26 protein-coding genes and 1 tRNA gene are annotated in these 25,200 nt (G+C 69.5%); 10 read left to right on the forward strand and 17 right to left on the reverse strand.

The annotated features are described in order from the left end of the window. Positions 1 to 8: 8 nt before the first annotated feature. Both AC1G9L_RS16705 and AC1G9L_RS16710 read left to right on the forward strand, forming a co-directional pair. Entirely contained in the window at positions 9 to 734 is a 726-nt protein-coding gene (locus AC1G9L_RS16705; RefSeq protein WP_481069549.1) for an ArsR/SmtB family transcription factor, read from the forward strand. A gap of 137 nt (positions 735 to 871) precedes the next feature. Continuing rightward, positions 872 to 1,977 (forward strand): IS3 family transposase gene (locus AC1G9L_RS16710; protein ID WP_481069175.1). Its coding sequence is split into 2 segments (ribosomal slippage): positions 872 to 1,130 and positions 1,130 to 1,977, totalling 1,107 coding nucleotides; the frame shifts between segments, so codons are not numbered across the junction. A gap of 147 nt (positions 1,978 to 2,124) precedes the next feature. Here AC1G9L_RS16710 and AC1G9L_RS16715 read toward each other — a convergent pair. Beyond that, positions 2,125 to 2,895, reverse strand: a complete 771-nt coding sequence (locus tag AC1G9L_RS16715; RefSeq protein ID WP_019800273.1) for a DNA-formamidopyrimidine glycosylase family protein — start codon at positions 2,893 to 2,895, stop codon at positions 2,125 to 2,127. Positions 2,896 to 3,057: 162 nt separating this feature from the next. On the opposite strand from AC1G9L_RS16715, the gene AC1G9L_RS16720 reads away from it, so the two are divergent. The 3 genes from AC1G9L_RS16720 (at position 3,058) to AC1G9L_RS16730 (ending at position 4,355) form a co-directional block, all read left to right on the forward strand. Next, positions 3,058 to 3,309, forward strand: coding sequence for a type II toxin-antitoxin system Phd/YefM family antitoxin (locus AC1G9L_RS16720; protein WP_017907919.1), 252 nt, complete (start codon positions 3,058 to 3,060; stop codon positions 3,307 to 3,309). Further along, entirely contained in the window at positions 3,306 to 3,560 is a 255-nt protein-coding gene (locus AC1G9L_RS16725; RefSeq protein ID WP_019800274.1) for a Txe/YoeB family addiction module toxin, read from the forward strand. The genes AC1G9L_RS16720 and AC1G9L_RS16725 overlap by 4 nt, the downstream gene beginning before the upstream one ends. 120 nt (positions 3,561 to 3,680) lie before the next feature. Then, positions 3,681 to 4,355 carry a hypothetical protein gene (locus AC1G9L_RS16730; protein ID WP_481069550.1) on the forward strand — a complete coding sequence of 225 codons (675 nt, stop codon included), beginning with the start codon at positions 3,681 to 3,683 and terminating at the stop codon, positions 4,353 to 4,355. Positions 4,356 to 4,420: 65 nt separating this feature from the next. On the opposite strand, the gene AC1G9L_RS16735 is transcribed toward AC1G9L_RS16730, so the two are convergent. The 13 genes from AC1G9L_RS16735 to AC1G9L_RS16795 all read right to left on the reverse strand — a co-directional run bounded on the left by AC1G9L_RS16735 (position 4,421) and on the right by AC1G9L_RS16795 (position 15,280). Then, a tRNA-Val gene (locus tag AC1G9L_RS16735) sits at positions 4,421 to 4,495 on the reverse strand. 87 nt (positions 4,496 to 4,582) lie between these two features. Next, positions 4,583 to 4,936, reverse strand: coding sequence for a PilZ domain-containing protein (locus AC1G9L_RS16740; RefSeq protein WP_010342469.1), 354 nt, complete (start codon positions 4,934 to 4,936; stop codon positions 4,583 to 4,585). After that, the gene (locus tag AC1G9L_RS16745) at positions 4,933 to 5,895 is read right to left on the reverse strand and encodes a DNA polymerase III subunit delta' (protein WP_481069551.1); all 963 of its coding nucleotides are present in this window, start codon (positions 5,893 to 5,895) and stop codon (positions 4,933 to 4,935) included. Before AC1G9L_RS16745 ends, AC1G9L_RS16740 begins: the two co-directional genes overlap by 4 nt. Next, positions 5,892 to 6,563 (reverse strand): dTMP kinase, encoded by a 672-nt coding sequence (tmk, locus tag AC1G9L_RS16750; RefSeq protein WP_019801343.1) that lies wholly within the window; start codon positions 6,561 to 6,563, stop codon positions 5,892 to 5,894. Before tmk ends, AC1G9L_RS16745 begins: the two co-directional genes overlap by 4 nt. Beyond that, positions 6,560 to 7,627 carry an endolytic transglycosylase MltG gene (gene mltG / locus AC1G9L_RS16755; protein WP_481069552.1) on the reverse strand — a complete coding sequence of 356 codons (1,068 nt, stop codon included), beginning with the start codon at positions 7,625 to 7,627 and terminating at the stop codon, positions 6,560 to 6,562. Before mltG ends, tmk begins: the two co-directional genes overlap by 4 nt. Before the next feature lie 68 nt (positions 7,628 to 7,695). Beyond that, a complete protein-coding gene (locus tag AC1G9L_RS16760) occupies positions 7,696 to 9,045 on the reverse strand; it encodes an aminodeoxychorismate synthase component I (RefSeq protein ID WP_481069553.1) in 1,350 nt (449 codons plus the stop codon). A 184-nt stretch (positions 9,046 to 9,229) separates the two neighbouring features. After that, positions 9,230 to 10,465, reverse strand: coding sequence for a beta-ketoacyl-ACP synthase II (gene fabF / locus AC1G9L_RS16765; RefSeq protein WP_267084661.1), 1,236 nt, complete (start codon positions 10,463 to 10,465; stop codon positions 9,230 to 9,232). 129 nt (positions 10,466 to 10,594) lie between these two features. Further along, positions 10,595 to 10,834, reverse strand: a complete 240-nt coding sequence (gene acpP, locus AC1G9L_RS16770; protein ID WP_010342475.1) for an acyl carrier protein — start codon at positions 10,832 to 10,834, stop codon at positions 10,595 to 10,597. Positions 10,835 to 11,039: 205 nt separating this feature from the next. Then, positions 11,040 to 11,783, reverse strand: a complete 744-nt coding sequence (gene fabG / locus AC1G9L_RS16775; protein WP_010342476.1) for a 3-oxoacyl-ACP reductase FabG — start codon at positions 11,781 to 11,783, stop codon at positions 11,040 to 11,042. A 91-nt stretch (positions 11,784 to 11,874) separates the two neighbouring features. Then, complete coding sequence (gene fabD / locus AC1G9L_RS16780; protein ID WP_043092930.1) at positions 11,875 to 12,819, reverse strand: ACP S-malonyltransferase; 945 nt, start codon at positions 12,817 to 12,819, stop codon at positions 11,875 to 11,877. A gap of 574 nt (positions 12,820 to 13,393) precedes the next feature. Further along, positions 13,394 to 14,377, reverse strand: a complete 984-nt coding sequence (locus AC1G9L_RS16785; protein ID WP_019801497.1) for a beta-ketoacyl-ACP synthase 3 — start codon at positions 14,375 to 14,377, stop codon at positions 13,394 to 13,396. 97 nt (positions 14,378 to 14,474) lie between these two features. After that, entirely contained in the window at positions 14,475 to 14,669 is a 195-nt protein-coding gene (rpmF, locus tag AC1G9L_RS16790) for a 50S ribosomal protein L32 (RefSeq protein ID WP_010342479.1), read from the reverse strand. Between the two features lie 101 nt (positions 14,670 to 14,770). Next, positions 14,771 to 15,280, reverse strand: a complete 510-nt coding sequence (locus AC1G9L_RS16795; RefSeq protein WP_010342480.1) for a YceD family protein — start codon at positions 15,278 to 15,280, stop codon at positions 14,771 to 14,773. Positions 15,281 to 15,410: 130 nt separating this feature from the next. Here AC1G9L_RS16795 and AC1G9L_RS16800 point away from each other — a divergent pair, with 130 nt between their 5' ends. Further along, positions 15,411 to 15,983: a Maf family protein gene (locus AC1G9L_RS16800; RefSeq protein ID WP_481069554.1), complete on the forward strand. Its 573-nt coding sequence runs from the start codon at positions 15,411 to 15,413 to the stop codon at positions 15,981 to 15,983. A 1-nt stretch (position 15,984) separates the two neighbouring features. On the opposite strand, the gene AC1G9L_RS16805 is transcribed toward AC1G9L_RS16800, so the two are convergent. The 3 genes from AC1G9L_RS16805 to AC1G9L_RS16815 are packed head-to-tail and all read right to left on the reverse strand — an operon-like array spanning position 15,985 to position 20,708. Beyond that, entirely contained in the window at positions 15,985 to 17,832 is a 1,848-nt protein-coding gene (locus AC1G9L_RS16805) for a hypothetical protein (RefSeq protein ID WP_481069555.1), read from the reverse strand. Continuing rightward, complete coding sequence (locus AC1G9L_RS16810) at positions 17,829 to 18,815, reverse strand: glycosyltransferase family 2 protein (protein ID WP_420009060.1); 987 nt, start codon at positions 18,813 to 18,815, stop codon at positions 17,829 to 17,831. Before AC1G9L_RS16810 ends, AC1G9L_RS16805 begins: the two co-directional genes overlap by 4 nt. 48 nt (positions 18,816 to 18,863) lie before the next feature. Continuing rightward, a complete protein-coding gene (locus AC1G9L_RS16815) occupies positions 18,864 to 20,708 on the reverse strand; it encodes an ArnT family glycosyltransferase (protein ID WP_019801464.1) in 1,845 nt (614 codons plus the stop codon). Positions 20,709 to 20,744: 36 nt separating this feature from the next. Here AC1G9L_RS16815 and AC1G9L_RS16820 point away from each other — a divergent pair, with 36 nt between their 5' ends. From AC1G9L_RS16820 to AC1G9L_RS16835, 4 genes are read left to right on the forward strand one after another with little or no spacing between them, the layout of a single operon-like run. Next, the gene (locus AC1G9L_RS16820) at positions 20,745 to 21,704 is read left to right on the forward strand and encodes an AAA family ATPase (protein ID WP_481069556.1); all 960 of its coding nucleotides are present in this window, start codon (positions 20,745 to 20,747) and stop codon (positions 21,702 to 21,704) included. A gap of 5 nt (positions 21,705 to 21,709) precedes the next feature. Further along, the gene (locus tag AC1G9L_RS16825) at positions 21,710 to 22,666 is read left to right on the forward strand and encodes a DUF58 domain-containing protein (protein WP_481069557.1); all 957 of its coding nucleotides are present in this window, start codon (positions 21,710 to 21,712) and stop codon (positions 22,664 to 22,666) included. After that, positions 22,659 to 24,608: a transglutaminase TgpA family protein gene (locus AC1G9L_RS16830; protein ID WP_481069558.1), complete on the forward strand. Its 1,950-nt coding sequence runs from the start codon at positions 22,659 to 22,661 to the stop codon at positions 24,606 to 24,608. The genes AC1G9L_RS16825 and AC1G9L_RS16830 overlap by 8 nt, the downstream gene beginning before the upstream one ends. Next, entirely contained in the window at positions 24,605 to 25,123 is a 519-nt protein-coding gene (locus AC1G9L_RS16835) for a Slp/YeaY family lipoprotein (protein ID WP_019802204.1), read from the forward strand. Before AC1G9L_RS16830 ends, AC1G9L_RS16835 begins: the two co-directional genes overlap by 4 nt. The last annotated feature ends 77 nt before the right edge of the window (positions 25,124 to 25,200 follow it).

Consider the following 25,200-nt stretch of genomic DNA (forward strand, 5'->3'; position numbering starts at 1 on the left):
GCGTGACGATGCATCTGGAACACCCCAAGCTGGCAGCGACCGCGTTCCTGATCGCCGACCCGGCCCGCGCCGCCATGCTGATGGCGTTGGTCGATGGACGCGCACTGCCGGCCGGCGAACTGGCCTTCGCCGGCGGCGTCACCCCGCAGACCGCGAGCGCGCACCTGGCAAAGCTGCTGGACGGCGGCCTGCTGGCGGTCGAGGTCCAAGGCCGCCATCGCTACTACCGCCTGGCCAACGCGCACGTCGCCACCGTGCTCGAGACGCTGGCCACTCTCGCGCCACCACAGACATCACGCCGCCGCACCCCGCATCGCGACGCCCAACCGCTGCGCCTGGCACGCTTCTGCTACGACCACCTCGCCGGGCGTCTCGGCGTAGCCGTCACCGAGACACTGGAACAGCGCGCCTGGCTGACCGGCGACGATGACACCACCCGCTACGCCGTCTCCCCCGAAGGCGCGGCATGGTTCGCGCGCATGGACGTGGACCTGGCGCATCTCGCCCAGGGCCGCCGCGCTCTGGCCCGGCGCTGCCTGGACTGGACCGAACGCCGCCACCACCTCGCCGGCGCCCTGGGCGCCGCCCTGCTCGATCAGTTCTGCGCCAGACACTGGCTGCGTCGCGTCGACGGCTCGCGCGCACTAGTGGTCACCGATCTCGGCTGGGCCGGCCTGCTCGCCGAACTGGGCATCCGCCGGTGCGAGGGCGAGGCCGTGGCGCTGCGCTCCTGACGAAGAACGATCAGCGTGCGTGGCGGACGGCGACGCCCCATTGCCCTGCCTCACGCATGCGCGTCGGCCCGACGTCCCCCCAGTTTTGAGTAGCACGGCGATTTGGAGTCCAATCCCCAACGAGACGGAGATTGGACGTGAAGAAGCGCTTTTCCGAAGAGCAGATCATCGGCTTTCTGCGTGAGGCCGAAGCCGGCGTGGCGGTGAAGGACCTGTGCCGGCGGCACGGGTTCAGCGAGGCGTCCTACTACCTGTGGCGCAGCAAGTTCGGCGGCATGAGCGTGCCGGAGGCCAAGCGGCTCAAGGAGCTGGAGGCGGAGAACACGCGGCTGAAGAAGCTGCTGGCCGAGCAGCTGTTCGAGAACGACGTCATCAAGGATGCCCTGCGAAAAAAGTGGTGACCGCACCGGCGCGCAGGATGCTGGTGCGGCAGCTGATGGAGCGCGGGCTCACGGAGCGACGGGCTCTGGCCGTGGTGCGGATGAGCGCCAGCGCGCTGCGCTACGTCCCGCGTCCGGATCGCAACGTCGAGCTGCGCGAGCGGATCCTGGCGCTGGCGCAGCGGCACAAGCGCTACGGCGTCGGGATGATCTATCTGAAACTGCGGCAGGAGCAGTGGCCGGTGAACTACAAGCGGGTGGAACGGCTGTATCAGGAGGCCAGGTTGCAGGTGCGCCGGCGCAAGCGGAAGAAGGTGCTGCTGGGCGAGCGCCAGCCGTTGCTTCGGCCTGAAGCCGCCAACCAGGTCTGGTCGATGGACTTCGTGTTCGACCGCACCGCCGAGGGCCGGGTGCTCAAGGCCCTGACCATCGTCGACGATGCCACGCACGAGGCAGTGGCGATCGAGGTGGAGCGGGCCATCTCTGGTCACGGCGTGGCCCGGGTGCTGGATCGGCTGGCGCTGACACGGGGTCTGCCGCAGGTGATCCGCACCGACAACGGCAAGGAGTTCTGCGGCAAGACGATGGTGACGTGGGCCCACGAGCGCGGTGTGCAGCTGCGCTTGATCCAGCCAGGCAAGCCGAACCAGAACGCCTACATCGAGAGCTTCAACGGCCGCCTGCGCGACGAATGCCTCAACGAGCACTGGTTCCCGACGCTGCTGCACGCCCGCACCGAAATCGAGACCTGGCGACGGGAATACAACGAGGAGCGACCGAAGAAGATCTTGGGCGGCCTGCCCCCGGCCGCCTATGCCCAACAGCTAGCAGCCAAAGCCGCTACGATGAAACCCGGACTCTAAAGAGCCCCGCTACTGAAAGCGGGGGGACGTCGGGCCGCCGGCACCGACGACGAGGTCTTCGCCACTTCATCCAATGCGGACACTGCAGCCAAGGTACATGCCTCTTCAGCCGCCGACACGATCCACTCTTCGCTGGCGATAGCAGGATTACTTGAACATGTCGGTCTGGAGCCCATCATCCAGCGCATACCGCCGCTGACAATGCTCGCAAAAGAACGCGCGCCGCTGCGCCTTGCCAAGTTGCTTGCGATAAGTGAGCAAATGACCGTCGCGCGGACACACCGTCTTGGTGTGCACCTGGTAGTGCTTCTTCAGTTCGTAGGCTTTCTTCCAGCGATAGAAATCGAAGCTGTATTCGCGCGCCTGCGTCACCAGCTCGGCCAGCTTGCGCGGTGGCAACGCACCGATCTCGCTCTCGGGATGCACACGGATGCGGTGCAGCACCTCGTTCTTGATGATGTTGCCGACCCCGGCGAACACGTCCTGATCCAGCAAGGCATCGGCGGCGAGCGCACGCGGCCGCTGCCGCAACTTGCGCCGCGCCTGCGCCGCATCCCAATCGGGATTCATGACGTCCGCGGTCCAGTCGTAGGCCGCATCCAGCGGACCGTCGATGAACTTGATCGAACACGCATAGAAGTTCAGCTCCTCGCCCTTGACGAAGCCCAGGCTCAAGCGCGCCGACGCGTCCTTGCGCGCATTGATCCGATAGCTGCCGAACAGCAGGAAATGGATGCGCACACTGAACGCATCGAACTCGATCAGGAAATGCTTGCCCCAACTGCGCAGCGACAGGATCTTGCGACCACGCATACGCTCCAGGTCCAGCTTGCTGTTGCCGGAGACCCGCAACACCTTGCGCCGGGCGAACGCAGCGGCTTCTTCCTTGAGGATGACGATCGAGGGGCCTTCGGGCATGCCTGCAGTATCGAGCGATGTTGTGATCGGATCGTGAGCCGGTCGCATCCAAGTGGTCATCGCTTGGTGACTCCACCCAGAATCTCCACGCATCCGGTCAAGGGATGCCCGTTGACAAGGATACACGCCAGCGTACAATTTATTGTACAACTCGGAGCCATCATGGATACCATCACCTACAGCGCCGCACGTGCCGCTCTCGCGGACACCATGGACCGCGTGGTCAACAACCACGAGCCGGTGATCATCACGCGCAGCCGCGAGCAAGCCGTGGTCATGCTGTCCCTGGAGGACTACAAGGCGATGGAGGAAACCGCCTATCTGCTGCGCAGCCCGAAGAACGCGCAGCGCTTGCTGGAATCCATCGCCCAACTCGAATCCGGTCGCGGCAAGGCGCGGGAACTGAGCGAGTGACGCTGCAGTTCTCGGACAACGCCTGGGAGGATTATCTCTACTGGCAACAGGCCGACAAAAAGATGCTCAAGCGCATCAACGACCTGATCAAGGCCATTCAACGCGATCCCTTCCAGGGCATCGGCAAACCCGAACCGCTACGCCATGCACTTGCAGGCTACTGGTCGCGACGCATCAACGACGAACACAGGATCGTCTACAAGGTCGAGAGCAGCATCCTGCTGATAGCGCAGCTACGCTATCACTATTAAGGGTAGTACAGCCGCCCAGAGCGATGCCTATATATTAGATTTCCACACATCAACCATTGAAGCAGCCAAGAAGCTCGCTTGGTTTTTGTTGTTAGGCTTCAAGGGAAACTGGGGAGAAAAATGGACCACACTCTGTCAAAGCTGATGGGCGGCATTGCGAACGGGAAGGATGTCCCTGGGGATTGGGAATCTATATCCGAATGGGTGGAGCCTGGAACCGGTGCTAAGTCAGTCTATGAGAAGCGTCACTTCTACCAGGGTAGCGATCGCTTCAACGTCTGGGTGGCCGCTGGAGTGCTGGAGTCAGATTTTCTGGCAATCATGCACTGGCACAGAGAAATGTATCGCGGCGATTTAGTTAATGCGCAAAAAGACCTCTTGCGCGAAAGCATGGCCGCTGCCGCCAGTTACACCAACGTCATCATGGTCGTAGGCTACGCCGCGCTATTTGCTCTTTGGGCACAGATGAGCGGAAATGGATCTGGGAAATTTACACATTTGACATCATTTGCATCAGCCATCTTCCTTGCACTCTCCGTTTCAGCGTTTGTGGGCTGGGAAGTCTTTGGAATGATCTTTCGATCGAAGATCAACATTTCGCTTGCTCGCGCAGTAAACAATCCTTCCGAGTTCGAATCGCACATGCGCGATCATAAGGAAAAGATGGCAAGTCTGATGCGCTACTTGCAGCCAGCCTGGGCTGTGGTGATTTGCCTAGCAGCAGGTACCGCGTTAATTGCATTCGGGATCATGCTTTCCGCATTGCTCCACGGAGCATGGCTAGCCCTGCATTAGCAGGGCCATAGCTGGCACAAAAAAAGCCGGCACTAGGCCGGCTTTTTCATTGACACTCAAATTCGTGGTGGGCGGTGCAGGGTTCGAACCTGCGACCCTTGCCGTGTGAAGGCAATGCTCTACCGCTGAGCTAACCGCCCGTGTCGCGAGCCGCACATTATAGGGCTGTGGCGCGCGGCGTCAATGGGTCCTTGCGAGGTCCGTTGCGCGGCGTCGCCGCGCGGCCGCTACATGGTCTGGGTGGGCTTGTCGGCGTTGAGGATGCCGGCTAGCTGGGTCTCGATCTTGGTGCGGATGGTCTCGCCTTCGCTGTTGTCCGGCAGTTGCACGCCGATGCCGGCGGCGCGGTTGCCCTGGGCGCCGACCGGGGTCACCCAGATCACCTTGCCCGCGACCGGCAGGCGCTCGCTGGAATCGGGCAGGGTCAGCAGCAGGAACACTTCGTCGCCGAGGAAGTAGCGCTTGGGGGTGGGCACGAAGATGCCGCCGTTCTTCACGAACGGCATGTAGGCGTTGTACAGCGCCGCCTTGTCCTTCACCGCCAGCGACAGGATGCCCTGGCGTCCGCTCATCGCGCTCATCGTTGTGCCCCTCTCCGGGCCGGGCGATCGCCATCGCGCCAGGCCAGCAACAGTTCCGCGATCGCCAGGTCGGCGCGCACGGTGGTCCGCAGCAGATCGCGGGTGCGATTGGCGGCGTCGAACCACGCGGCCAGCTTGTGCAATCGCGCCGGGTCGGTCAAGCCGGCCTGCGACGCCTGGGCAAGCGCCAGGTCGGCGGCATGGCCCAGGCGCTGCTCGGCGAGTGCGTCGCCGCTCCAGCGCTGCGCGGCGTCCAGCGCGCCGAGTTTGCCGGCGGCGACCTGTTCCAGGTCCGCGGCCACCTGCCGGCGCAGCTTCAATCCGTCCTCGCGCAGCCAGTGCGCGGCCAGGCCGGGATGGCCGCGCGCGGCGTCCAGCGCTTCGCGCGCGGTCTTCTCCGGGAAATCCTGCGCCAGCAGCCAGGCGATCGCTTCGTCGGCCGGCGGCAGCTTGAACTCCAGACGCTGGCAACGGCTGCGAATGGTCGCCGGCAGGCGCGCCGGCTGCGCGCTGATCAGCCACAGATAGCGGCCGGGCTGCGGCTCTTCCAGCGTCTTCAGCAAGGCGTTGCAGGCGGCGCGGTTGATCGCGTCGGCCGGGTCCACCACCACCACCTGGGCAACGCCGTACTGCGGGGTCAGCGCCAGCTTCTGCGAGATCTCGCGCACCTGCTCGATGACGATCTCGGTGCGCAGCTTGTCGCCGGTGCGGTTGGGAATGAACGAGATCAGTTGCAGGTCGGGATGGGTGCCGGCAGCGATCAGCTGCGCGCTGCGCAGGGCCGCGGCCGGCTCGCCCTGGCCGAGCACGTGCGCGGCCAGCTTCAGCGCCACCGCGCGCTTGCCCAGGCCTTCCGGCCCGCAGATCAGCAGGCCGTGGCCGAGGCGGCCGGCGTCGAGCGCAGCCACGGTCTGGTCGTAGGCGCGCTGCTGCCACGGCGCGAACGGTGCGTCGCTCATGGCGTCGGCTCCTGTTGCTGCTGCACCCACGCCGCCAGCGCGGCGGCGACTGCCTGGGCGACCGCCTGCGGCGGCTGGCTGGCGTCGATGACGCGGAAGCGCTGGGGGTCCTGCGCGGCGCGCTGACGGAAGCCGGCACGCACGCGCTGGAAGAAATCGTCCTGCTCGCTCTCGATCCGGTCCGGCCACAGATCGCGGCCGCTGGTGCGGGCGCGGCCGATCTGCACGTCCAGGTCCAGCAGCAGGGTCAGGCCCGGCTGCAGGCCGACTGCGCGCCGTTCCAGGTCGGTGATCCAGGCGCGGTCCAGGCCGCGGCCTTCGCCCTGGTAGGCGTAGCTGGAATCGGTGAAGCGGTCGCTGACCACGTAGGCGCCGCGCTGCAACGCCGGCCGGATCACCTCGCGCACGTGCTGCGCGCGCGCGGCGAACACCAGCAGCAGCTCGGTCTCGGCGGCCAGCGGCTCGGCGACTTCGCCGGGCGTCTTGTCCAGCAGCAGCGCACGGATGCGCTCGGCCAGCGGCGTGCCGCCCGGTTCGCGGGTCAGCACCACTTCGTGGCCCTGCGCCTGCAACGCATCGCGGATCGCGTTGATCGCGGTGGTCTTGCCGGCGCCCTCGCCGCCTTCCAGGCTGACGAAGCGATGGTGGCGCAGCACGGCCTCGCTCATGGCGACACCGCCGCGTCGCTGCGCGCCTGGCGCAAACGCTGCAGGTAGCGCGCCACCGCCGCGTTGTGCTCGGCGTAGTTGGCGGAGAACGCATGCGCGCCGCTGCCGTCGCCGATGGCCACGAAGTACAGGCTGTCGCCCGGCGCCGGATTGGTGGCGGCACGCAGCGCCTCGCGCCCGGGCATGGCGATCGGGGTCGGGGTCAGGCCGGTGCGGGTATAGGTGTTGTACGGCGTATCGGTCTCCAGGTCGCGCTTGCGGATGTTGCCGTCGTAGGCGCTGCCGATGCCGTAGATCACGCTCGGGTCGGTCTGCAGCTTCATGCCCAGTTGCAGGCGGCGCACGAACACGCCGGCGATCTGCGGGCGCTCGGCGGCCAGGCCGGTTTCCTTCTCCACGATCGAGGCAAGGATCAGCGCCTGCTCCGGCGACTGCAGCGACAGGTCCTTGGCGCGCGCGTCCCAGGCCTCGGCCAGGGCCTTGTCCATCGCCGCATGCGCGCGGCGCAGCAGCTGCAGGTCGGTGTCGCCGCGCTGGTAGAGGTAGGTCTCGGGCAGGAAGAGGCCTTCCGGGTGTTGGCCGGGCTGGCCGAGCTTGGCCATCAGTTCGCTGTCGCTGAGGTCGGCGGTGGTGTGCACCAGCGGCGTGGCCGCGTTCAAGGCGCTGCGCAACTGGCGCACGTTCCAGCCTTCGACGATGGTGAAGCGGTATTGGATCACCTGACCCTTGCGCATGCGCAGCAGCAGCTCGCGCGGGCTCAGCGCCGGCTGCAGTGCGTATTCGCCGAACTTGAGCTTGCCGGCCACGCCCAGTTCGCGCGCCAGCACCTGCCACTGCAGGTCGCTGCCCTGGGTCACGCCGGCGGCGCGCAGCTTGCGCAGCACGCCGTTGAGCGAGGCGCCGCGCGCCACCTCCACGCTGGGCTGGGACGCCTGCAGCGGTTGCTCGGCGAAGGCGCGATAGCTGTGCCACCACCAGGCGCCGGCCGCGGCCACCAGCAGTGCCAGCACCAGCAATGTTCCCAGCAGGGTCAGACACCCGCGTTTAGCCCAAGCCACGACCACCTCGGAGCGAATTCAATGGCGTGCAGGATACCGCGCGGCCGGCATGGCCCGGTATCGCGCGGCCCCGCTCATGGCTCCAGCGCGCGCAGCAGGCCGCGCGCCTTGGCCCGGGTCTCGTCGAGTTCGCGCTCCGGGTCGGAATCGAACACGATGCCGGCGCCGGTGCGGAACTGCACCTGCGCGCCGTCCACCTCGGCGGTGCGGATCAGGATATTCAGGTCCATGTCGCCGTCGCGGTTGAGCCAACCGAACGCGCCGGTGTAGGCGCCGCGCGGAGTCTGCTCCAGCTCGGCGATGATCTGCATGCAGCGCACCTTGGGGCAGCCGGTGATGGTACCGCCCGGGAAGGTGGCGCGGATCGTCTCGCCCGGCGTGGTGCCCGCACGCAGCCGGCCGCGCACGTTGCTGACGATGTGGTGCACGTGGGCGTAGCTCTCCACGGTCATCAGTTCGTCGACCTCGACGCTGCCCGGCGCGCAGATCCGCCCCAGGTCGTTGCGCTCCAGGTCGATCAGCATCACGTGCTCGGCGCGCTCCTTGGGGTGCCCGACCAGTTCGCGAATGCGCGCGGCCTCGTCGTCGCCCGGCGCGCGTGCGCGGGTGCCGGCGATCGGCCGGGTCTCGACCACGTCGCCACGCACCGACACCAGCCGTTCCGGCGAGGAACTGACCACGGCGCGGCCGTGGCCGACGAACAGGCCGGCGAACGGTGCGGGATTGGCGCGGCGCAGTTGCGCGTACAGCGCCGCCGGCGCCAGCGGCGCGGCGAAGCGCGCCGACCAGCGGCGCGACAGATTGACCTGGAACACGTCGCCGGCACGCAGGTAGTCGAGGATGCGGCGCACGCCGTCGACGAAGCGCTGCGGCGGGTCTTCCTCGATCGCCAGCGGCGCCTGCCAGGCCGGCGCCGGTGCGGCCGCGGTCAGCGCCTGCAGATCGGCGAGCAGGGCGTCCAGCAACGCCGCATGCGCGGGCTCGGCCAGCGCCACGCAGTCGCCGGTGACGTGATCGCGCAGCAGCGCGGCGGGACAACGCAAGGCCAGCGCCGCGGGCGTGGCCGCGGCGGAGGGCGGCAACTGCAGCACCGGCTCCACCTGCGCAGCGAGTTCGTAGTCCAGCAGCAACGCCCAGCCGCCACGAAACGGCCAGCGCGGCTCGTCGCGTTCGCAGCGCTCGGCCTGCCAGCGCGCGTCCAGCGCATCGAGGAAATCGCCGGCGACCGCCGCACCATCCAGCGCGCGGGTGACCCCGTCGCGATCCAGCCGCAAGCCCTGCCCGTCGGCGACCAGCAACAGGTCCCAGCGCCCCTGCGCCGTGCCCGACGCCGCCGATTCCAGCAACACCGGATACCGATCAGGCGCCAGGCGATGCAGCGCCAGCAGATCGACCTCGGCCGACAAGGGAACGGTACGCAGCATCGAAGATCCGCTGGAAGAATGAAAACGTGAGGCGGCGCGGGCGCCACCGGGCGATGCGGCGCCGGGGAATGGCAGCGCGGACATGCCGCGCACCCGTGTCAGGGAGGAAAGCGCTACATCAATCAGGCGCCGGCTTCTCCCAATCCCGAATCCCCACTCCCGAATCCCGAGGGGCTACGCCCCCTCAGACCCGCTTGAACACCAACGTCCCGTTGGTCCCACCAAAGCCGAACCCATTGGACATCGCCACGTCGATCTGCTTCTCGCGCGCCACGTTCGGCACGTAGTCCAGGTCGCAGCCTTCGCCCGGCTCGTGCAGGTTGATGGTCGGCGGGATGATGCCGGCATGGATCGCCATCACCGAGAAGATCGCTTCGGCACCGCCGGCGGCGCCGAGCAGGTGGCCGGTCATCGACTTGGTGGAGCTGACCATGGTCTTGTAGGCGTGATCGCCCAGCGCACGCTTCATCGCCAGGGTCTCGGCCAGGTCGCCCAACGGCGTGGAGGTGCCGTGCGCGTTGAGGTAGTCGATCTGGTCCGGGTTGAGCTTGGCGTCCTTCATCGCCGCCACCATGCTGCGCGCGGCGCCTTCGCCGTCCTCGCTCGGGGCGGTCATGTGGAAGGCGTCGGAGCTGGCACCGAAACCGACCAGCTCGGCGTAGATGCGCGCGCCGCGCGCCTTGGCGTGTTCGTACTCTTCCAGCACCAGCACGCCGGCGCCGTCGCCGAGCACGAAGCCGTCGCGCTCCTTGTCCCACGGGCGCGAGGCGGCGGCGGGATCGTCGTTGCGGGTGGACATCGCCTTCATCGAGCAGAAGCCGCCCACCGAGGTCGGCGAGGAGCCGCGCTCGGCGCCGCCGGCCAGCATCACGTCGGCGTCGCCGTGCTGGATCATGCGCATCGCGGTGCCGATGGAATGGTTGGAGGTGGCGCAGGCCGAGACCGCGGAGAAGGTCGGCCCCTTCAGCCCTTTGATCAGGCTCACCTGGCCCGGCAGCATGTTGATGATGGTGCTGGGCACGTAGAACGGCGAGATCTTGCGCGCGCCGCCCTCGTGGAATTTGATGGTCTGCTCCTCGATGCCGAGCAGCCCGCCGATGCCCGAGCCGAGGATCGCGCCGATGCGCTCGGCATTGGCCTCAGTGATTTCCAGGCCGGAATCGTCCAGCGCCATGAACGAGGCGCCCACGCCGTAATGGATGAACGAATCCATCTTGCGCGCGTCCTTGGACGAGATGAACTTGGTCGGATCGAAATCCTTGATCTCGCCGGCGATCTTGGTGGTGAACTGAGACGCATCGATCTGGGTGATCGGGCCGATGCCGGAGCGTCCGTTGACGATCCCTTCCCAACTGCTGGCCAGGTCATTGCCCAACGGCGACACCAGGCCCATGCCGGTTACGACGACACGACGGCTCATTGCGAAATCTCCTCACCGCGATACGCGCGGCCTTGACGCTGTAAAAACACAGGGCCGCATGCGCGGCCCCATGGGATTGTCACGCGCATCGGGCCCACGCAGGCGCCGATGGCGATCGCGAACGCAGCCTCAGCTCTTGACGTGCGCCTTGACGTAGTCGATGGCCTGCTGCACCGAGGTGATCTTCTCGGCTTCTTCGTCCGGGATCTCGCACTCGAACTCTTCTTCCAGGGCCATCACCAGCTCGACGGTGTCCAGCGAGTCGGCACCCAGGTCATCGACGAACGATGCGTTGTTGGTGACTTCTTCTTCCTTGACGCCGAGCTGTTCGACGACGATTTTCTTGACGCGTTCTTCGATGGTGCTCATTGGGATATCGCTCCAGATGGAGTAGTGGTGGTTCGAGTTTTAGGATCCCCGCACACGGATGTGCGGTGCTCCTGTGAGGGACTCACAAAACGCCATCGGGCTGCGATGGCCGCGTTGGATAGTGTAGTGGAAACCGGCTGGCCCTTGCAGCGCTGCACAAATGCCGGCCGATCAGCCACTTAGGCGCGTCCATTGCGCCGCAGGCTCACGGCATGTACATCCCGCCGTTCACGTGCAGGGTTTCGCCGGTGATGTAGCCGGCGCCGGGACCGGCCAGGAACGCCACCGCGTTGGCGATGTCGGACGGCTGGCCGAGTTGGCCGAGCGCGATCTGCTCCAGCAGCGCGGTACGTTGCGCCTCCGGCAGCGCCTTGGTCATGTCGGTATCGATGAAGCCCGGCGCGACCACGTTGACGGTGATGCCGCGCGAGCCGATTTCCTTGGCCATCGACTTGGAGAAGGCGATGATGCCGGCCTTGGCCGCGGCGTAGTTGGCCTGGCCCGGATTGCCGGTCACGCCGACCACCGAGGCGATGTTGACGATGCGGCCCTTGCGCGCCTTCATCATGCCGCGCAGCACCGCCTTGGAGGTGCGGAACACGCTGGTCAGGTTGGTGTCGATGATCGCCTGCCAGTCGTCGTCCTTCATCCGCATCAGCAGGTTGTCGCGGGTGATGCCGGCGTTGTTGACCAGGATCGAGACCGGGCCGAATTCCTTGGCGATCGCCTCGATCAGCGCATCGACCGCGGCGCCGTCGGTGACGTCCAGCGCGCGGCCGTGGCCGCCGTGGGCGGCCAGGCGCGCGCCGATCGCCTGCGCGCCGGCGTCGGAGGTGGCGGTGCCGATGACGGTGGCGCCCTGTGCGGCCAGTTCGTCGGCGATGGCCGCGCCGATCCCGCGGCTGGCGCCGGTGACCAGCGCGATCTCGCCCTGCAATGGCTTGCTCATCTGGGTTTCCTTGGAGACGGACGGCGCATGGCGCCGGGGAAGGAGAAGGAGGCCGGCGCGGGCGCGACACGCACCGCGCGGCGGCCGGCGATCAGGAGGCCCAGGCCTCGCGCGCGCCGGCGAACTCGGCGGGCGTGCCCAGGGCACGGCCGTCGAGCGACTTGTCGATGCGCTTGACCAGCCCGGTCAGCACCTTGCCCGGGCCGCACTCGGCCAGGCGGGTGGCGCCACCGGCGGCCAGCGCCTGCACGCAGCCGGTCCAGCGCACCGGCAGGTACAACTGCTCGACCAGCGCCTGGCGGATCGCCTCGACACCCTCGTGCACCTGCGCGTCGGCGTTCTGCACCACCGGCAGCTGCGGCGCCTGCCAGGCCAGTCCGCGCATCGCCTCGGCCAGGCGGTTGGCCGCCTCGCGCATCAGCGGGGTGTGCGACGGCACGCTGACCGCCAGCTTCACCGCCTTGCGCACGCCGCGCTCGGCCAGCAGCGCCAGCGCGCGGTCGACCGCCGCGGCATCGCCGCCGATCACCACCTGGCCCGGCGAGTTGTAGTTGGCCGGCACCACCACCTGGCTGCCGGCGGCCTGCGCGCAGACCTCTTCGACCAGCGCGTCCTCGGCGCCGAGCACGGCGGCCATCGCGCCCACGCCGGCCGGCGCGGCGTCCTGCATCAGTTGCCCGCGCAGCCGCACCAGGTGCGCGCCGTCGTGCAGCGACAGGGCGCCGGCGGCGACCAGCGCGCTGTATTCGCCGAGGCTGTGCCCGGCCAGTTGCGCCGGACGCGCCCCGCCCTCGGCCAGCCACAGCCGCCACAGCGCCACGCTCGCGGCCAGCAGCGCCGGCTGGGTGTACTCGGTGCGGTTGAGCATCTCTTCCGGGCCGCCCTGGCTCAGCGCCCACAGGTCCACGCCGGCGCCCTCGGAGGCTTCGGCGAAACTGTCGCGCAGCTGCGGATGCAATTCGGCCAGTTCGGCCAGCATGCCCAGCGATTGCGAACCCTGGCCGGGGAAAACGAAGGCGAGTGTGGAATCGGTCACGCGGTTGGCCCTGCGAAAATCGAGCGGCGATGATACGGGCGAAACCGGCCGGGCGTCTGTACCCGGGCGTATGTGAAATGGCGGCTGGCGTGCCGCATCGCAGCGGCAACCCCTGGCTTGGTGGTGCGCGGTATCAGGCAGGAAGCGCACGCGACGCGTAGGAACGGCACAGGTGGCGAGCAGGACGCGCAAGGGCGCAAGGCGTTGCGCTCGCGCGGGTCAGGCAAGGCGATGGAGCGCATCTCGGCGCAGGCAGCGCCCCCATGAGCAGCATTGGGCATCCAGGCGACAGCGCGAGGGGCGCGCATGCACTGACCGGCACGCTGGGCGATCGCGCTTTCCGCAAGTGAGCGGGCATGGTCGGCGATGCGAGATCGCAAGGACGCGACGCATCCAAGCGCAGGTCGCGCGGGCAGGCGCACCGCACCTGCGTATCGTGGTGCACGCGGCAGACGTACTGACGTCATGAGAGCCAGCGCATCACCGCGCGTCGTGGAGACGACGCACGACGCCCGGCATCGGATCAAGATCGCGCGCCGCGACGCCGCCAACGGCGCCGGGCGCGGGAACAGGCTCAGTAGCGCAGCAGCGCCGAGCCCCAGGTGAAGCCGCCGCCAAAGGCTTCCAGCAGCAGCAACTGGCCGCGCTGCACGCGGCCCGAACGCACCGCCACATCCAGCGCCATCGGCACCGAGGCGGACGAGGTGTTGCCGTGGATGTCCACCGTCACCACCACCTGCTCCATCGGCAGCTCCAGGCGCTTGGCGGTGGCTTCGATGATGCGCAGGTTGGCCTGGTGCGGGATCAGCCAGTCCAGGTCGTGCTTGTCCAGGCCGTTGGCCTCGAGAGTCTCGTCGACCACGGCGTCCAGCGCCTTGACCGCGTACTTGAACACCTCACTGCCCTTCATCTGGATGCCGCCGGCGGCCGGATCGCCGGTGCCGTCGCCCAGTCCGGTGGCGATGCCGACCGGATTCCACAGCAGTTCCTTCTTGCTGCCGTCGGCATGCAGATGGGTGCTGAGGATGCCCGTGTCTTCGTCGGCGCGCAGGACCACCGCGCCGGCGCCGTCACCGAACAGCACGCAGGTGGTGCGCTCGGTCCAGTCGACGATGCGGCTGAGGGTTTCGGTGCCGATCACCAGCACGGTCTTGGCGTCGCCGCTGCGGATGAACTTGTCGGCCACGCTGAGCGCGTAGACGAAGCCGGAACAGGCGGCGTTGACGTCCAGCGCGGGGCAGCCGACCACGCCGAGGCGGGCCTGGATCAGGCAGGCGGTGGACGGGAAGATCAGGTCCGGCGTGGTGGTGCCGACCACGATCATGTCGAGTTGGGCGGCATCGATGCCGGCGGCTTCGATCGCCTTCAGCGCGGCCTCGTAGCCCAGATCGCCGGCGGTCTGGCCGGGGGCGGCGATGTGCCGCTCGCGGATGCCGGTACGGCTGCGGATCCATTCGTCGCTGGTGTCGACCATGTGCGACAGATCGTCGTTGGTCAACACTTTTTCAGGCAAATAGCTGCCGGTGCCCGCGATCCTGGAATAGATCCGCTTGCTCATGCTGGTTCCTGTTGCCTGTTACGCAGGCCGCCCCGGTGCGGCGCGGCCTGTGAAGATGGGTGACTCCGTCCGCCGCAGCGCGGTGGACGGGCACGGATCAATCTTCTTCGACCTGCGCGGTCTTGGTGGCGATCACCTTCTTGCCACGGTAGTAGCCGTCGGCGGTGACGTGGTGGCGCAGGTGGATCTCGCCGCTGGTCGGATCGGTCGACAGCTGCTTGGCGCTGAGGGCGTCATGCGAACGGCGCTGGCCGCGGCGGGACGGGGTGACACGGGATTTCTGCACAGCCATGGGATTGCTCCAAACTCGGTTCGTTTACATCTGTCGTCATTACGTCGCGCAGGACGCGCGCGTCCGGCAACAACCTCAGGCAGCGGCAGGCGGACCGACCGCTACTGTTTCTTCAGCGCCGCCAACGCCGCGAACGGGTTGACCTTGCTCGTTTCTTCCTCGGTCGCCGGCCAGTCGCGATCGACCGCCTCGCTTCCGGGCGCCACCGGCACCAGCGGCACCGCCAGCACCAGCTCGTCCTCGACCAGATCGGCCGGCCGCAGCATGCCGTCTTCCGGCACCAGCAAGGCCTCGTGATCCGGCGGCAGCGCGGCTTCTTCTTCCTCGCTGCGGATCAGCCCCAGCCGCTGCACGCTCGACACCGGCAGCAGGAAGCGCTGCAGGCTGCGCTGACAGATCAGCGGCAGCTCGGTTTCGATCTTCAGTTCGACATAGGACACTTGCAGTACAGCGTCGCGGCCGAATTCCAGCGTGTAGCGGCATTCGCCTTCGGTGTCGGCCAGGCTGCCTTGCAGACGGGTCATCGCCGAGAGCGGCAGGCGGTCTTCGAAGACCCTGCGCGCTGCGACCATCCGCCAGGCATCCAACAGTTCGGGCACGTTCGCGGACATAAGCCGCAGAATGTTAAGGACTGCCGGGGCCGCTGTCAAACCGCCCCCGCCCGGCCCCGGGTTGCCTTGCCGGCCCGCGCCGGCCGCCGCAGACTGCCGGCCCCGGCCACCGCCGCCCTGCCCACCGCCAATGCCGCCGCTGATCCTGGCTTCCACTTCCGCCTACCGCCGCGAACTGCTGCAGCGGCTGCGCCTGCCCTTCGACTGCGCCCGCCCGCAGGTCGACGAGACCCCGCTGCCCGGCGAAGCGCCGCTGGCGCTGGCGCAGCGGCTGGCGGCGGCCAAGGCGGCGGCGGTCGCGGCCACTGCCGGAGAGGCCTGGGTGATCGGCTCGGACCAGGTCGCCGAACTGGACGGCCAGCCGCTGGGCAAGCCCGGCGAGGTGGCCGCGGCGCACGCGCAACTGGCGGCCATGTCCGGGCGCAGCGTGCGCTTCCACACGGCGGTGTGCCTGCAGCGCGGCGCGCGCACCCTGCATGCCTGCGATCTCACCGAGGTCCGGTTCCGCAACCTGCAGGCCGATGCCATCGCCCGCTACGTCGCCGCCGAACAGCCGCTGGACTGCGCCGGCAGCTTCAAGTGCGAAGGCCTGGGGATCAGCCTGTTCCGCGCGATCCAGACCCAGGATCCGACCGCGCTGATCGGCCTGCCGTTGATTGCGCTGTCCGAGTTGCTGCGCGAGGCCGGCTTCGTGCTGCCCTAGCTCACTGCAGCCGGCACCACTGGTACGGGAAACGCGCCTGGCCGACCCAGGACGCATAGAGCTGGCAAGACCCCGGCTGCAGAGCCAGGCCATAGCGCGCCAGTTGCTGCGTCGCCAGTGCCTGGGTCTGGCGGTCCGCGGCGGCGACATCCACGGCCCGTTCCGGCAGCAGTACCCAGCGGCAGCGGCCGGCGTCCACGTCCACGCCCGCGCGCACCGGGCGATGCGCCAGGCGCCGCATCAGCGCGCAGTCGGGGCCGCGATCCAGACCCAGGCGCGCGGCCACCGCATTGAGCCGCTGCAGGCGCTCGACGTTGCGATCCACTTCCGCCGGCAGCATCGCATAGCCCTGCCCGCGCGCCGCCAGCATCTCGCGGACCCGTGCGGCGTAGGCCGGCGTTTCCGGGAAATTGGAGGCGACCGACGCGTAGGCCGCCTGCCCGGGCAGGAACGGAATGCGCCAGGACTCCGGGGCATCGCCGACCAGCAGCACCAGGCTGCGCTCGGGCTGCGGCATCGGCGGCGCCTGCACCCGGAACGCCTCGCGCGCCCAGCGCTCGTGCCCCCACTCGCCCCAGCCGTACAGCGCAAAGGCCGCACAGGCGATCAGGGTCCAGCGCACCGCCGGCGCGGCGATGCGCGCCGGCAGCAGCCGCCGCAGCCCCACCCACAGCAGCAGCGGCGCCAGCAGCTCCGGCACCACCAGGTAGCGCTGGATGCTGAAGGCCGCCTGCCAGGCGAGGAAGGCCACCACCACGAACACCAACACCGCACGCCAGGCCGGCGCGACCACCTCCGCCGGCGCGGAGGTGCGCGGACGCCGCAGCATCCAGCGCAGCAGCTCGACCAGGCCCAGCAGATACAGCAGCGGCCATACCAGTTGCCGCAGGCGCACCTCGCTGACCCGGTTCGGCGCCAGCGAGAACTGCAGCGGCCAGGTCAGCCACTCCCACAGCGTCTTCGGCAACCAGCGCGTGTCGCTGACCGCCACCGGCTGCGCCAGCGGCGCCAGGAAGTGGCTGTTGAACTGCGGAAACAGCGGATTGCCGAAGGTCTGCCAGACCCGCAGCAGCCACGGCCCGGCCAGCAGCGCGAAGCTGAGCAGCGTCACCGCGGTCAGCACCGCGGCGCCGCCGATCCGCTGCCGCGGGCGCCCGCCGGCGACCAGCGCGGCCACGCCCAGGGCCAGCGCGAACAGCGCATTGGTCAGCTTGCAGGCCATCGCCAGCCCGAGCAGGGCGCCGGCCAGCACCCACCAGCCCCGCGCCACGCCCTGCCCCGCGGCCTGCTGGCGGCGTTGCGCGTGCAGCGCGGCGAGCAGCGCACCCAGCACCGGCAGCGCGCTGGTGTTGTCGCCCATGGTGCCGGCGAACTCGGACAGGAACGCGGCGCTGCACAGCCCGGCCAGCGCCAGCCATGGCACCAGCCGCGCGCGGTCCAGCCGCGGGTCCAGCACCTGCCAGACGATGCCGGCCAGCAGCAGGAACGCCAGTGCGTGCAGCACGCCCATCGCGAACCCGGCCAGCGGGGCGGGCAAGCCGACGAATAGCGCGTAATGCAGCACGTCCAGCAGCGGATTGAAGTAGCTCTGCATCTGCGCCGGCGCCAGGTCGATGCCGAGGCGGCCATGCAGGACGGCGTAGCCGTTGTACAGGTGGTAGTTGCGCAGGTCCCAGTTGGCGTCCTGGCCCAGCCATAGCGACAGCAGTCCGCCCAGCACCGCGACCGCCACGCCCGCCGCGATCACGTTGCCGCGACTGTGGAAGGCGAAGCGGCGATCCAGTGCGGCCAGCAGGCGCTGGCGGCGGGTCGGGCGCGGCACGGCCGCCGCAGCAACGGTCGTGCTCATGCGCCGTCGCTCCGCTGCGCGCCCTGCGCATCCACCGGCCAGGCCGGGATCGCCAGGTAGGCCAGGCGCTTGGCCTCGATGCGGCCGCGCGTGACCGTATCCAGGATCAGCCCGCAGGCCAGCAGCAGCACGCCCAGCAACACCAGCGCCGAACACAGGATCGCGGTGGGGAAACGCGGCACCAGGCCGGTCTGCAGGTAGGTCTGCAACAACGGCACCGCCAGCGCCAGCGCCAGCAGCACGCAGGCGCCGAAGCCCAGCGAGAAGAACAGCAACGGTCGCTCGGCCTTGAACAGGCGCAGGATGGTCAACAGGATGCGGGTGCCGTCGTGCCAGGTGCGCAGCTTGCTCTGCGATCCTTCCGGACGCGCACCGTAGGCGGTGTCCACCTCCGCCACCGGCATGCGCAGCTGCAGCGCGTGCACCGCCAGTTCGGTCTCGGTCTCGAAGCCGGCGGCATGCGCGGGAAACGACTTCACGTAGCGCCGCGAGAACACCCGGTAGCCGGACAGCATGTCGTCGAAGCTGCGCCCGAACAGAAAGCCCACGCAGCGGGTCAGCAGCACGTTGCCGGTGCGATGGCCGGCGCGGTAGGCGGCCGCCGCATCGCTGCGGCGCGCGCCCACCACCATGTCCAGACCGTCGCGCAGCAGCCGCTCGACCAGCGCCGGCGCCATCGCCGCATCGTAGGTCGCATCGCCGTCGACCAGCACGTAGACGTCGGCCTCGATGTCGGCGAACAGGCGCCGCACCACGTTGCCCTTGCCCTGCAGCGCGACCTCGCGCACCACCGCGCCGGCCGCCCGCGCCCGGGCGATGGTGGCGTCGCTGGAGTTGTTGTCGAACACGTGGACCTGCGCACCAGGCAGATGCGTGGCGAAATCGGCCACCACCTGGCCGATGGTGGCCGCTTCGTTGTGGCACGGCACCAGCACCGCGATCCGCGGCGCGGCCGCGGGGCGATCGGAGGGGAAACTGGACATGAGCGGCGTGCGGTCCTGCGCGGCGGCGGAAAGGCGCGCCATCCTAGCTCAGTGCGGGCGCAGCACGATCGGTTGTTCCCACCAGTCCTCGACGCTGCCGTCGCGGCCATGCAGGCGCAGGCCCAGCCAGTGCGTGCCCGGCGCCAGGCCACTGGCATCGACGGTGGCGCGGAAGCCGATGTTCGGATGGTTGGGATCGGTGGAGATCTTCCAGAACCTGGTCACGTCGTAGACGTCGCCGTAGTGCGCCTGCGCCGCGACCTTGCCGTCGAGCAGCACCTCGATCCGGTCGATCCCCACCCCGTCCTTGAACGCCCAGCCGGACACGTCGAAGCGGCGGCCGACGCTGGCGTCCACGTCCGGGGTGTTGAACCAGGCCATCGCCGGCGTGGTGCAAGGCCCGCTCGCACGCTGCGCCGGCAGCGCGAACAGCAGGAAACGCTGGCTGCCGTGGTCGCTGGACACCACCCGCGGCGGCGGCAGCGGGCCGACCAGGTCGCACACCGCGTGGTAGCGCTGCAGCAGCAGCCGGTACTTCATGTCGCTGGGCGAGAGCACCAGCAACCGCGGACCGTCGCGGTGGCCGTCGTTGAGCAGGCCCCACTGCTGCAGTTGCGCGCTGCGCCCGTGCTTGTCGTTCAACGGATGCGGTAGCACCTGGATGTTGGGATCGCGCAGTTCGAAGCCGAGTTCTGCGCCGACCTTGAAGTTGTCCGCCAGCACCTTGGTGCCGGGCGGCATGCTCGCCAGTTCGCGACGCACCGCGCCGGCCAACGGCCGCCAGCCGGCGAAGTTGCGCGGGTAGTACTTGTCGCCGGCGGTGTGCTCGCGCACCGCCGGCACCGACACCGCCAGGTAGTAGCCGAACGCACCGACCAGGCCCAGCCCGGCCAGCAGCCAGGTCGCGCGGCGCAGCGGCTTGCTCCAGCCGTTGAGGATCACCGGCGTGGCGATCAGCAGCGCCAGATAGCCCGGCAGCGGCCAGTGGAAGCTGACCCGCTCGGCGTCGGTGAAGAACCCGAGCAGGAAGATGCCCAGCGTGGACACGCCGCCGAGCAGGCCGAAATACCGCCACTGCACGCGCGTGCCGCTGCTGCCGCCGCGCGTGGCCATCAGCGCCACCTTGGTCATCGCCACCGCCAGCAGCGGCGTGACCAGCAGCAACTGGATCAGCAGGAAGGCGATGCCGGCGGGCTGGAAACTCCAGGGATGGCGGTCGACCAACTGGAACTTGAGACCGGCCTCGCCGTTGTCCGCGTTCCAGGCCAGCAGCGGCAGCCAGGCGACCATGCCCAGCGCCAGCGCGACCCAGACCTGCGGATCGCGCAGCATGCGCCGGCCCTGCGGGATCAGCAGCAGCGCGATCGCGCCGACGCCGATCACGCCGACGAAGCGGTAATGGCTCAGCGCGCCGATGACCAAACCCAGCGCCAGTTCCACCGCGCTCAACGCCTCGGTCTGGCGCAGCAGCCGCGCGGTGGCGTCGATGCACAGGATCGTCGCCAGCGCCATCGGCACGTCCGGCAGCGCCAGGATGCCCAGGGTGCCGGACAGCGGCATCAGCAAGGCCAGGCTGCCGGCGCGCCAGCCCGCCACTGCGCCGAACCAGCGCGTGGCGATGCGTGCGATCAGCCACGGCACGGCCGCCCCCAGCAGCAGGAACGGCGCGCGCAGCGCCAGCAGATGATCGCCGCCGAGCGCCACGCCCAGCCGCGCCAGCCACGCGGTCAGCCCGGGCAGGTCCGAGTAGGCCAGCGCCAGGTGCTGGCCTTCCTGCCAATAGAATGCCTCGTCCACGAACAACGGCAGGCGCGCGGCGACCAGCAGTTTGGCGGCAGTGACGAGCGTCCACAGCACGATGAAGACGCTGCGTGCACGTTGTTCCCCTTGCATTGCCCGTAAACTCCCTGAAACCGTTGCGAGAATGCGATGCCTAGTCCGCCCCGCTTGCCGGAAATGCTAACCGATACGTTGCGCGAGGCGCTCACGCGCGCCCAGCAGCAGGTCAACGCGCTGGTCCTGGGTAAGCCGCAACAGGTGCGCATGGCGTTTGTCGCCCTGCTGTCCGGCGGACATCTGCTGATCGAGGACCTGCCCGGCCTGGGCAAGACCACGCTGGCGCATGCGCTGGCCGCGAGCCTGGGACTGGGCTTCCAGCGCGTGCAGTTCACCTCCGACCTGCTGCCGGCCGATGTGCTCGGCGTGTCGGTGTACGACGCGCAATCGCGCCAGTTCCAGTTCCATCCCGGCCCGGTGTTCACCCACGTGCTGCTCGCCGACGAGATCAACCGCGCGCCGCCGCGCACGCAGAGCGCGCTGCTGGAAGCGATGGCCGAACAGCAGGTCACCCTCGACGGCACCACCCATCCGCTGCCGTCGCCGTTCTTCGTGATCGCCACGCAGAACCCGGTGGACCTGTCCGGCACCTTCCCCCTGCCCGACTCGCAACTGGACCGCTTCCTGCTGCGGCTGGCGCTGGGCTATCCCAACGCCGAGGCAGAACGCGCGCTGCTCAGCGGCAGCGACCGCCGCGACCTGATCGCGCAGGCGCAGCCGCTGCTCGGCGAGGCCGACATGGCGACCCTGCGCCAGGGCGTGGAGCAGATCCATGCCAGCGAGGCGCTGGTCGGCTACGTGCAGGCGCTGCTGGCGCGCAGCCGCCAGCATCCGGGCGTGCGCGTGGGCCTGTCGCCGCGCGCCGGCATCGCCCTGCTGCGCGCGGCCAAGGCACATGCGCTGCTGCTCGGCCGCGGCCATGTGCTGCCCGAGGACGTGCAGGCGCTGTTCGTGGCCGTGGCCGAGCATCGCCTGGTGGCCGAACAGGAATCGGCCTCCGGCCAGGCCCTGGCCAAGGCCAAGGCGATCCTGCACAGCGTCGCGGTGGACTGACACCGATGCCGGGCGGGGGGCGCGACTGGCGGCAGCGACTGGCGCAGTTGGCCGCGCCGCGCGCGCCGGAAGCGCTGCCGGTGCATCTGGACCGGCGCCGCATCTACATCCTGCCCACGCCATTCGGCGGCTTCCTGGCGCTGCTGCTGGCGGCGATGCTGCTCGGCGCGCTGAACTACAACAACAACCCGGCGCTGCTGCTGGCGATGCTGCTCGGCGCGGCGGCAATGGCCAGCGCCATCGTCGCCCATCTGCAGTTGTCCGGACTGCGCCTGGAGGCACTGTCGGCCGAGCCGGTCGCTGCCGGGCAACCGCTGCGCCTGCGGCTGGCATTGGCCACCGCCGACGGCCGCCGACGGCGCGGCCTGCGCGTGCGCCACGGCGCCGCGCACACCTACCTCGACCTGCACCGCGACGATCGCAACGAGGCCGACCTGGAGGTGCCCACCGAGCGTCGCGGCTGGCTCGACCTGCAACGCATCCAGGTCTCCACCACCCAGCCGCTGGGCCTGCTGCGCGCCTGGGCCTGGTTCTGGCCGGACACCCCGCTGCTGGTCTATCCGCAACCGGAAGCCGACGGCCCGCCGCTGCCTGCAGGCGCCGGCACCCCGACCCAGACCCGCCTGCACGCGCTCGGCGAGGAACTGCACCAGTTACGTCCCTACCGGGCCGGCGACGCACCGCGGGCGATCGCCTGGAAGCACTCGGCGCGCCGCGACACCCTGCTGGTGCGCGAGTACGAACGCCCGATCGGCGTGGACGTGGTGCTGGACTGGCGCACGCTGCCGGCCCTGCCGCACGAACGCCGTATCGCACGGCTGGCGCGCTGGGTCGAGGAAGCCGAACGCGACGGCCGCCGCTACCGCCTGCTGCTGCCGGGGCAACCGGCGCTGGGGCCGGGCCGCGGGCCGCAGCACCGGCATCTGTGCCTGCGCGCGCTGGCGCTGCTGCCGCATGGCTGAGCCGCGCTCGCCGACGCTGCATGCCGCCAGCCGCGCCTGGGCGCTGGGCGCGGCGCTGCTGGCCTTGCTGCCGCTGCTGCTGCAATTGCCCGCGACGCTGGCCGGGCTGATCGCGCTGTCGGCGCTGCTGATCGGCGCCAGTTCGGCGTGGCGGCCGCTGCCGGCGCTGCTGCGCCTGGTCCTGGTCGCCGTCATGCTCGCGGCGCTGTACTGGCAGGTCGGCCTGCGCTTCGGCCGCGATACCGGCTGCGCGCTGCTGGCGGCGATGCTGGCGATCAAACCCTCGGAACTGAAGAGCCTGCGCGATGCGCGCAGCCTGCTCGGCTTCGCCCTGTTCGCGCCGTTCGCCGCCTTCCTGCTCGACCAGGGGCCGGTGACGATGGCGCTGGGGCTGGCCGCGGTGATCGCGGCCCTGCTGTGCATGCAGCGCCTGGCCGACCAGGAAGGACACAGCGCGCGCCGCCCCTTGCGCGGACAACTGCGCGGCGTCGGCCGCCTGCTGGCGCTGGGCCTGCCGCTGGCGCTGGCCGCGTTCTGGCTGTTCCCGCGCCTGGGTTCGCCGCTGTGGGGCGTGCCGGAACGTGCGCTGGGCCGGCCCGGCCTGTCGGACACGATGAGTCCGGGGCAGTGGCTGGACCTGTTGGCCGACGACACCCCGGCGTTGCGCGTGCAGTTCTTCGGCCCGGTGCCGGCGCCGGCGCAGCGCTACTGGCGCGGCCCGGTGTTGTGGGATTTCGATGGCCAGACCTGGCGTGCGCTGCGCGACAACGCCTTCGCGCCGGCACCGATGATTCAGCTCGCACCCGGCGGCTGGGACTACCAGCTCGAGGTGGAACCGACCGACCGCCGGCAATTGGTCGCCCTGGACCTGCCGCGGCAGGCGCCGCCCGGCACCCGGCTGACGGCCGACGCCGTGCTGCAGACCGAGCGCCCGCTCAGCGCCCTGACCCGCTGGCGGCTGCGGTCGGCACTGCCGCAGCGGGTCGAGCCCGATCTCGCGCCGGCGCAACGGCAGCGCGCGCTGGCGCTGCCGCCGGGCTACAACCCGCGCACCCTGGCGCTGGCCCGGCAGTGGCGGCAGCAGGCCGGTGCCGACGATGCGGCGATCGTCGCCCGCGCCCTGCAATGGATCCGCCGCGACTTCGCCTACACCCTGGAGACGCCGCCACCCGGCCGCGACGGCGTGGACGAGTTCCTGTTCCAGCAGAAGGCCGGGTTCTGCCAGCACTTCAGTTCGGCGTTCGTGGTGCTGATGCGCGGCGCCGGCATTCCCGCGCGCGTGGTCACCGGCTATGCCGGCGGCACCCGCAACCCGTTCGGCGACTACTGGGTGGTGCGGCGCATGGACGCGCACGCCTGGGCCGAGGTGTGGCTGCCGCAACGCGGCTGGGTGCGGGTGGACCCGACCGCGGCGGTAGCGCCGGAACGCATCTACGACACCCTGGAGGACCGGCTCGATGGCGGCGCCGGCGCGCAGGGCGGCGCCGGCGACTGGCGCTGGCGCGACCTCGCCGACTGGGCGCGGCGCGGCTGGAACGACCTGGTGCTGTCGTTCGATGCCAACCGCCAGCAGCGTCTGCTCAGCCAGTTCGGCATCGCCCGCCTGGAACCCGGGCAACTGGTGGCGCTGTTCGCCGGATTCGCCGCGGTGCTGCTGGGTGCGATCGCCTGGTGGCTGGCCCGCGGTGAGCGCGAACGCGATCCGCTGCTGCGGGTCTGGCGGGCGCTGGGCCGACGCTACGCCCGGCGCGGGCTGGGCCGCGACCCGCACGAACCGGCGCTGACCTGGGCCGCGCGCGTGCAGCGGGAAACCGGCGATGCGAGCCTGATCCCGCTCAGCCGGCGTTTCGCCGATGCGCGCTACGCTGGCGCTGATTCGGACAGCGCTTCATTGTTGCGCGACCTGCGCAGGCACCGTCCGCCCACTGGAGCATCCCGATGAAGATTCGCCTGCTGTTCCCCGTGATCGCTGCGTTGGCGCTCGGCGCCTGCGCCACCGCTCCCAAGCCGCTGCAGGGCCAGTTCGCGCCCGTCAGCCCGCGCGACTCGGTCGCCGGCCAGCAGGCCGGCGCACCGGTGCGCTGGGGCGGCAAGATCATCAAGACCACGCCCGGCCAGGGCCAGACCTGCTTCCAGATGCTGTCGCGTCCGCTCAATGCCAGCGGCCGCCCGGACAGCAATGCGGCCGATGCCAGTGATGGCCGCTTCATCGCCTGCCGCGCCGGCTTCTACGATCCGGCAGTGTTCGAGCCCGGCCGCGAGGTGACCTTCATCGGCCACGTGTCCGGCTACGACAACACCCGCATCGGCGACTACGACTACCGCCTGCCGAAGATGGACGCGGACGTGGTCTACCTGTGGCCGGTGGTGCGCCAGGTCGAAGTGGTGCCCGCCTACCCGTACGGCCCCTGGGGCGGCCCGTGGGGTCCGTGGGGCCCGCGCTGGGGCTGGTGGTAAGCCCTGCGTTTCTGCCGCAATGAAAAACGCCGCTGATCCCAGCGGCGTTTTTTTATACCTGCCGGTTGGCGCCGGCC

This window comes from Xanthomonas sp. NCPPB 1132, from assembly GCF_056629235.1.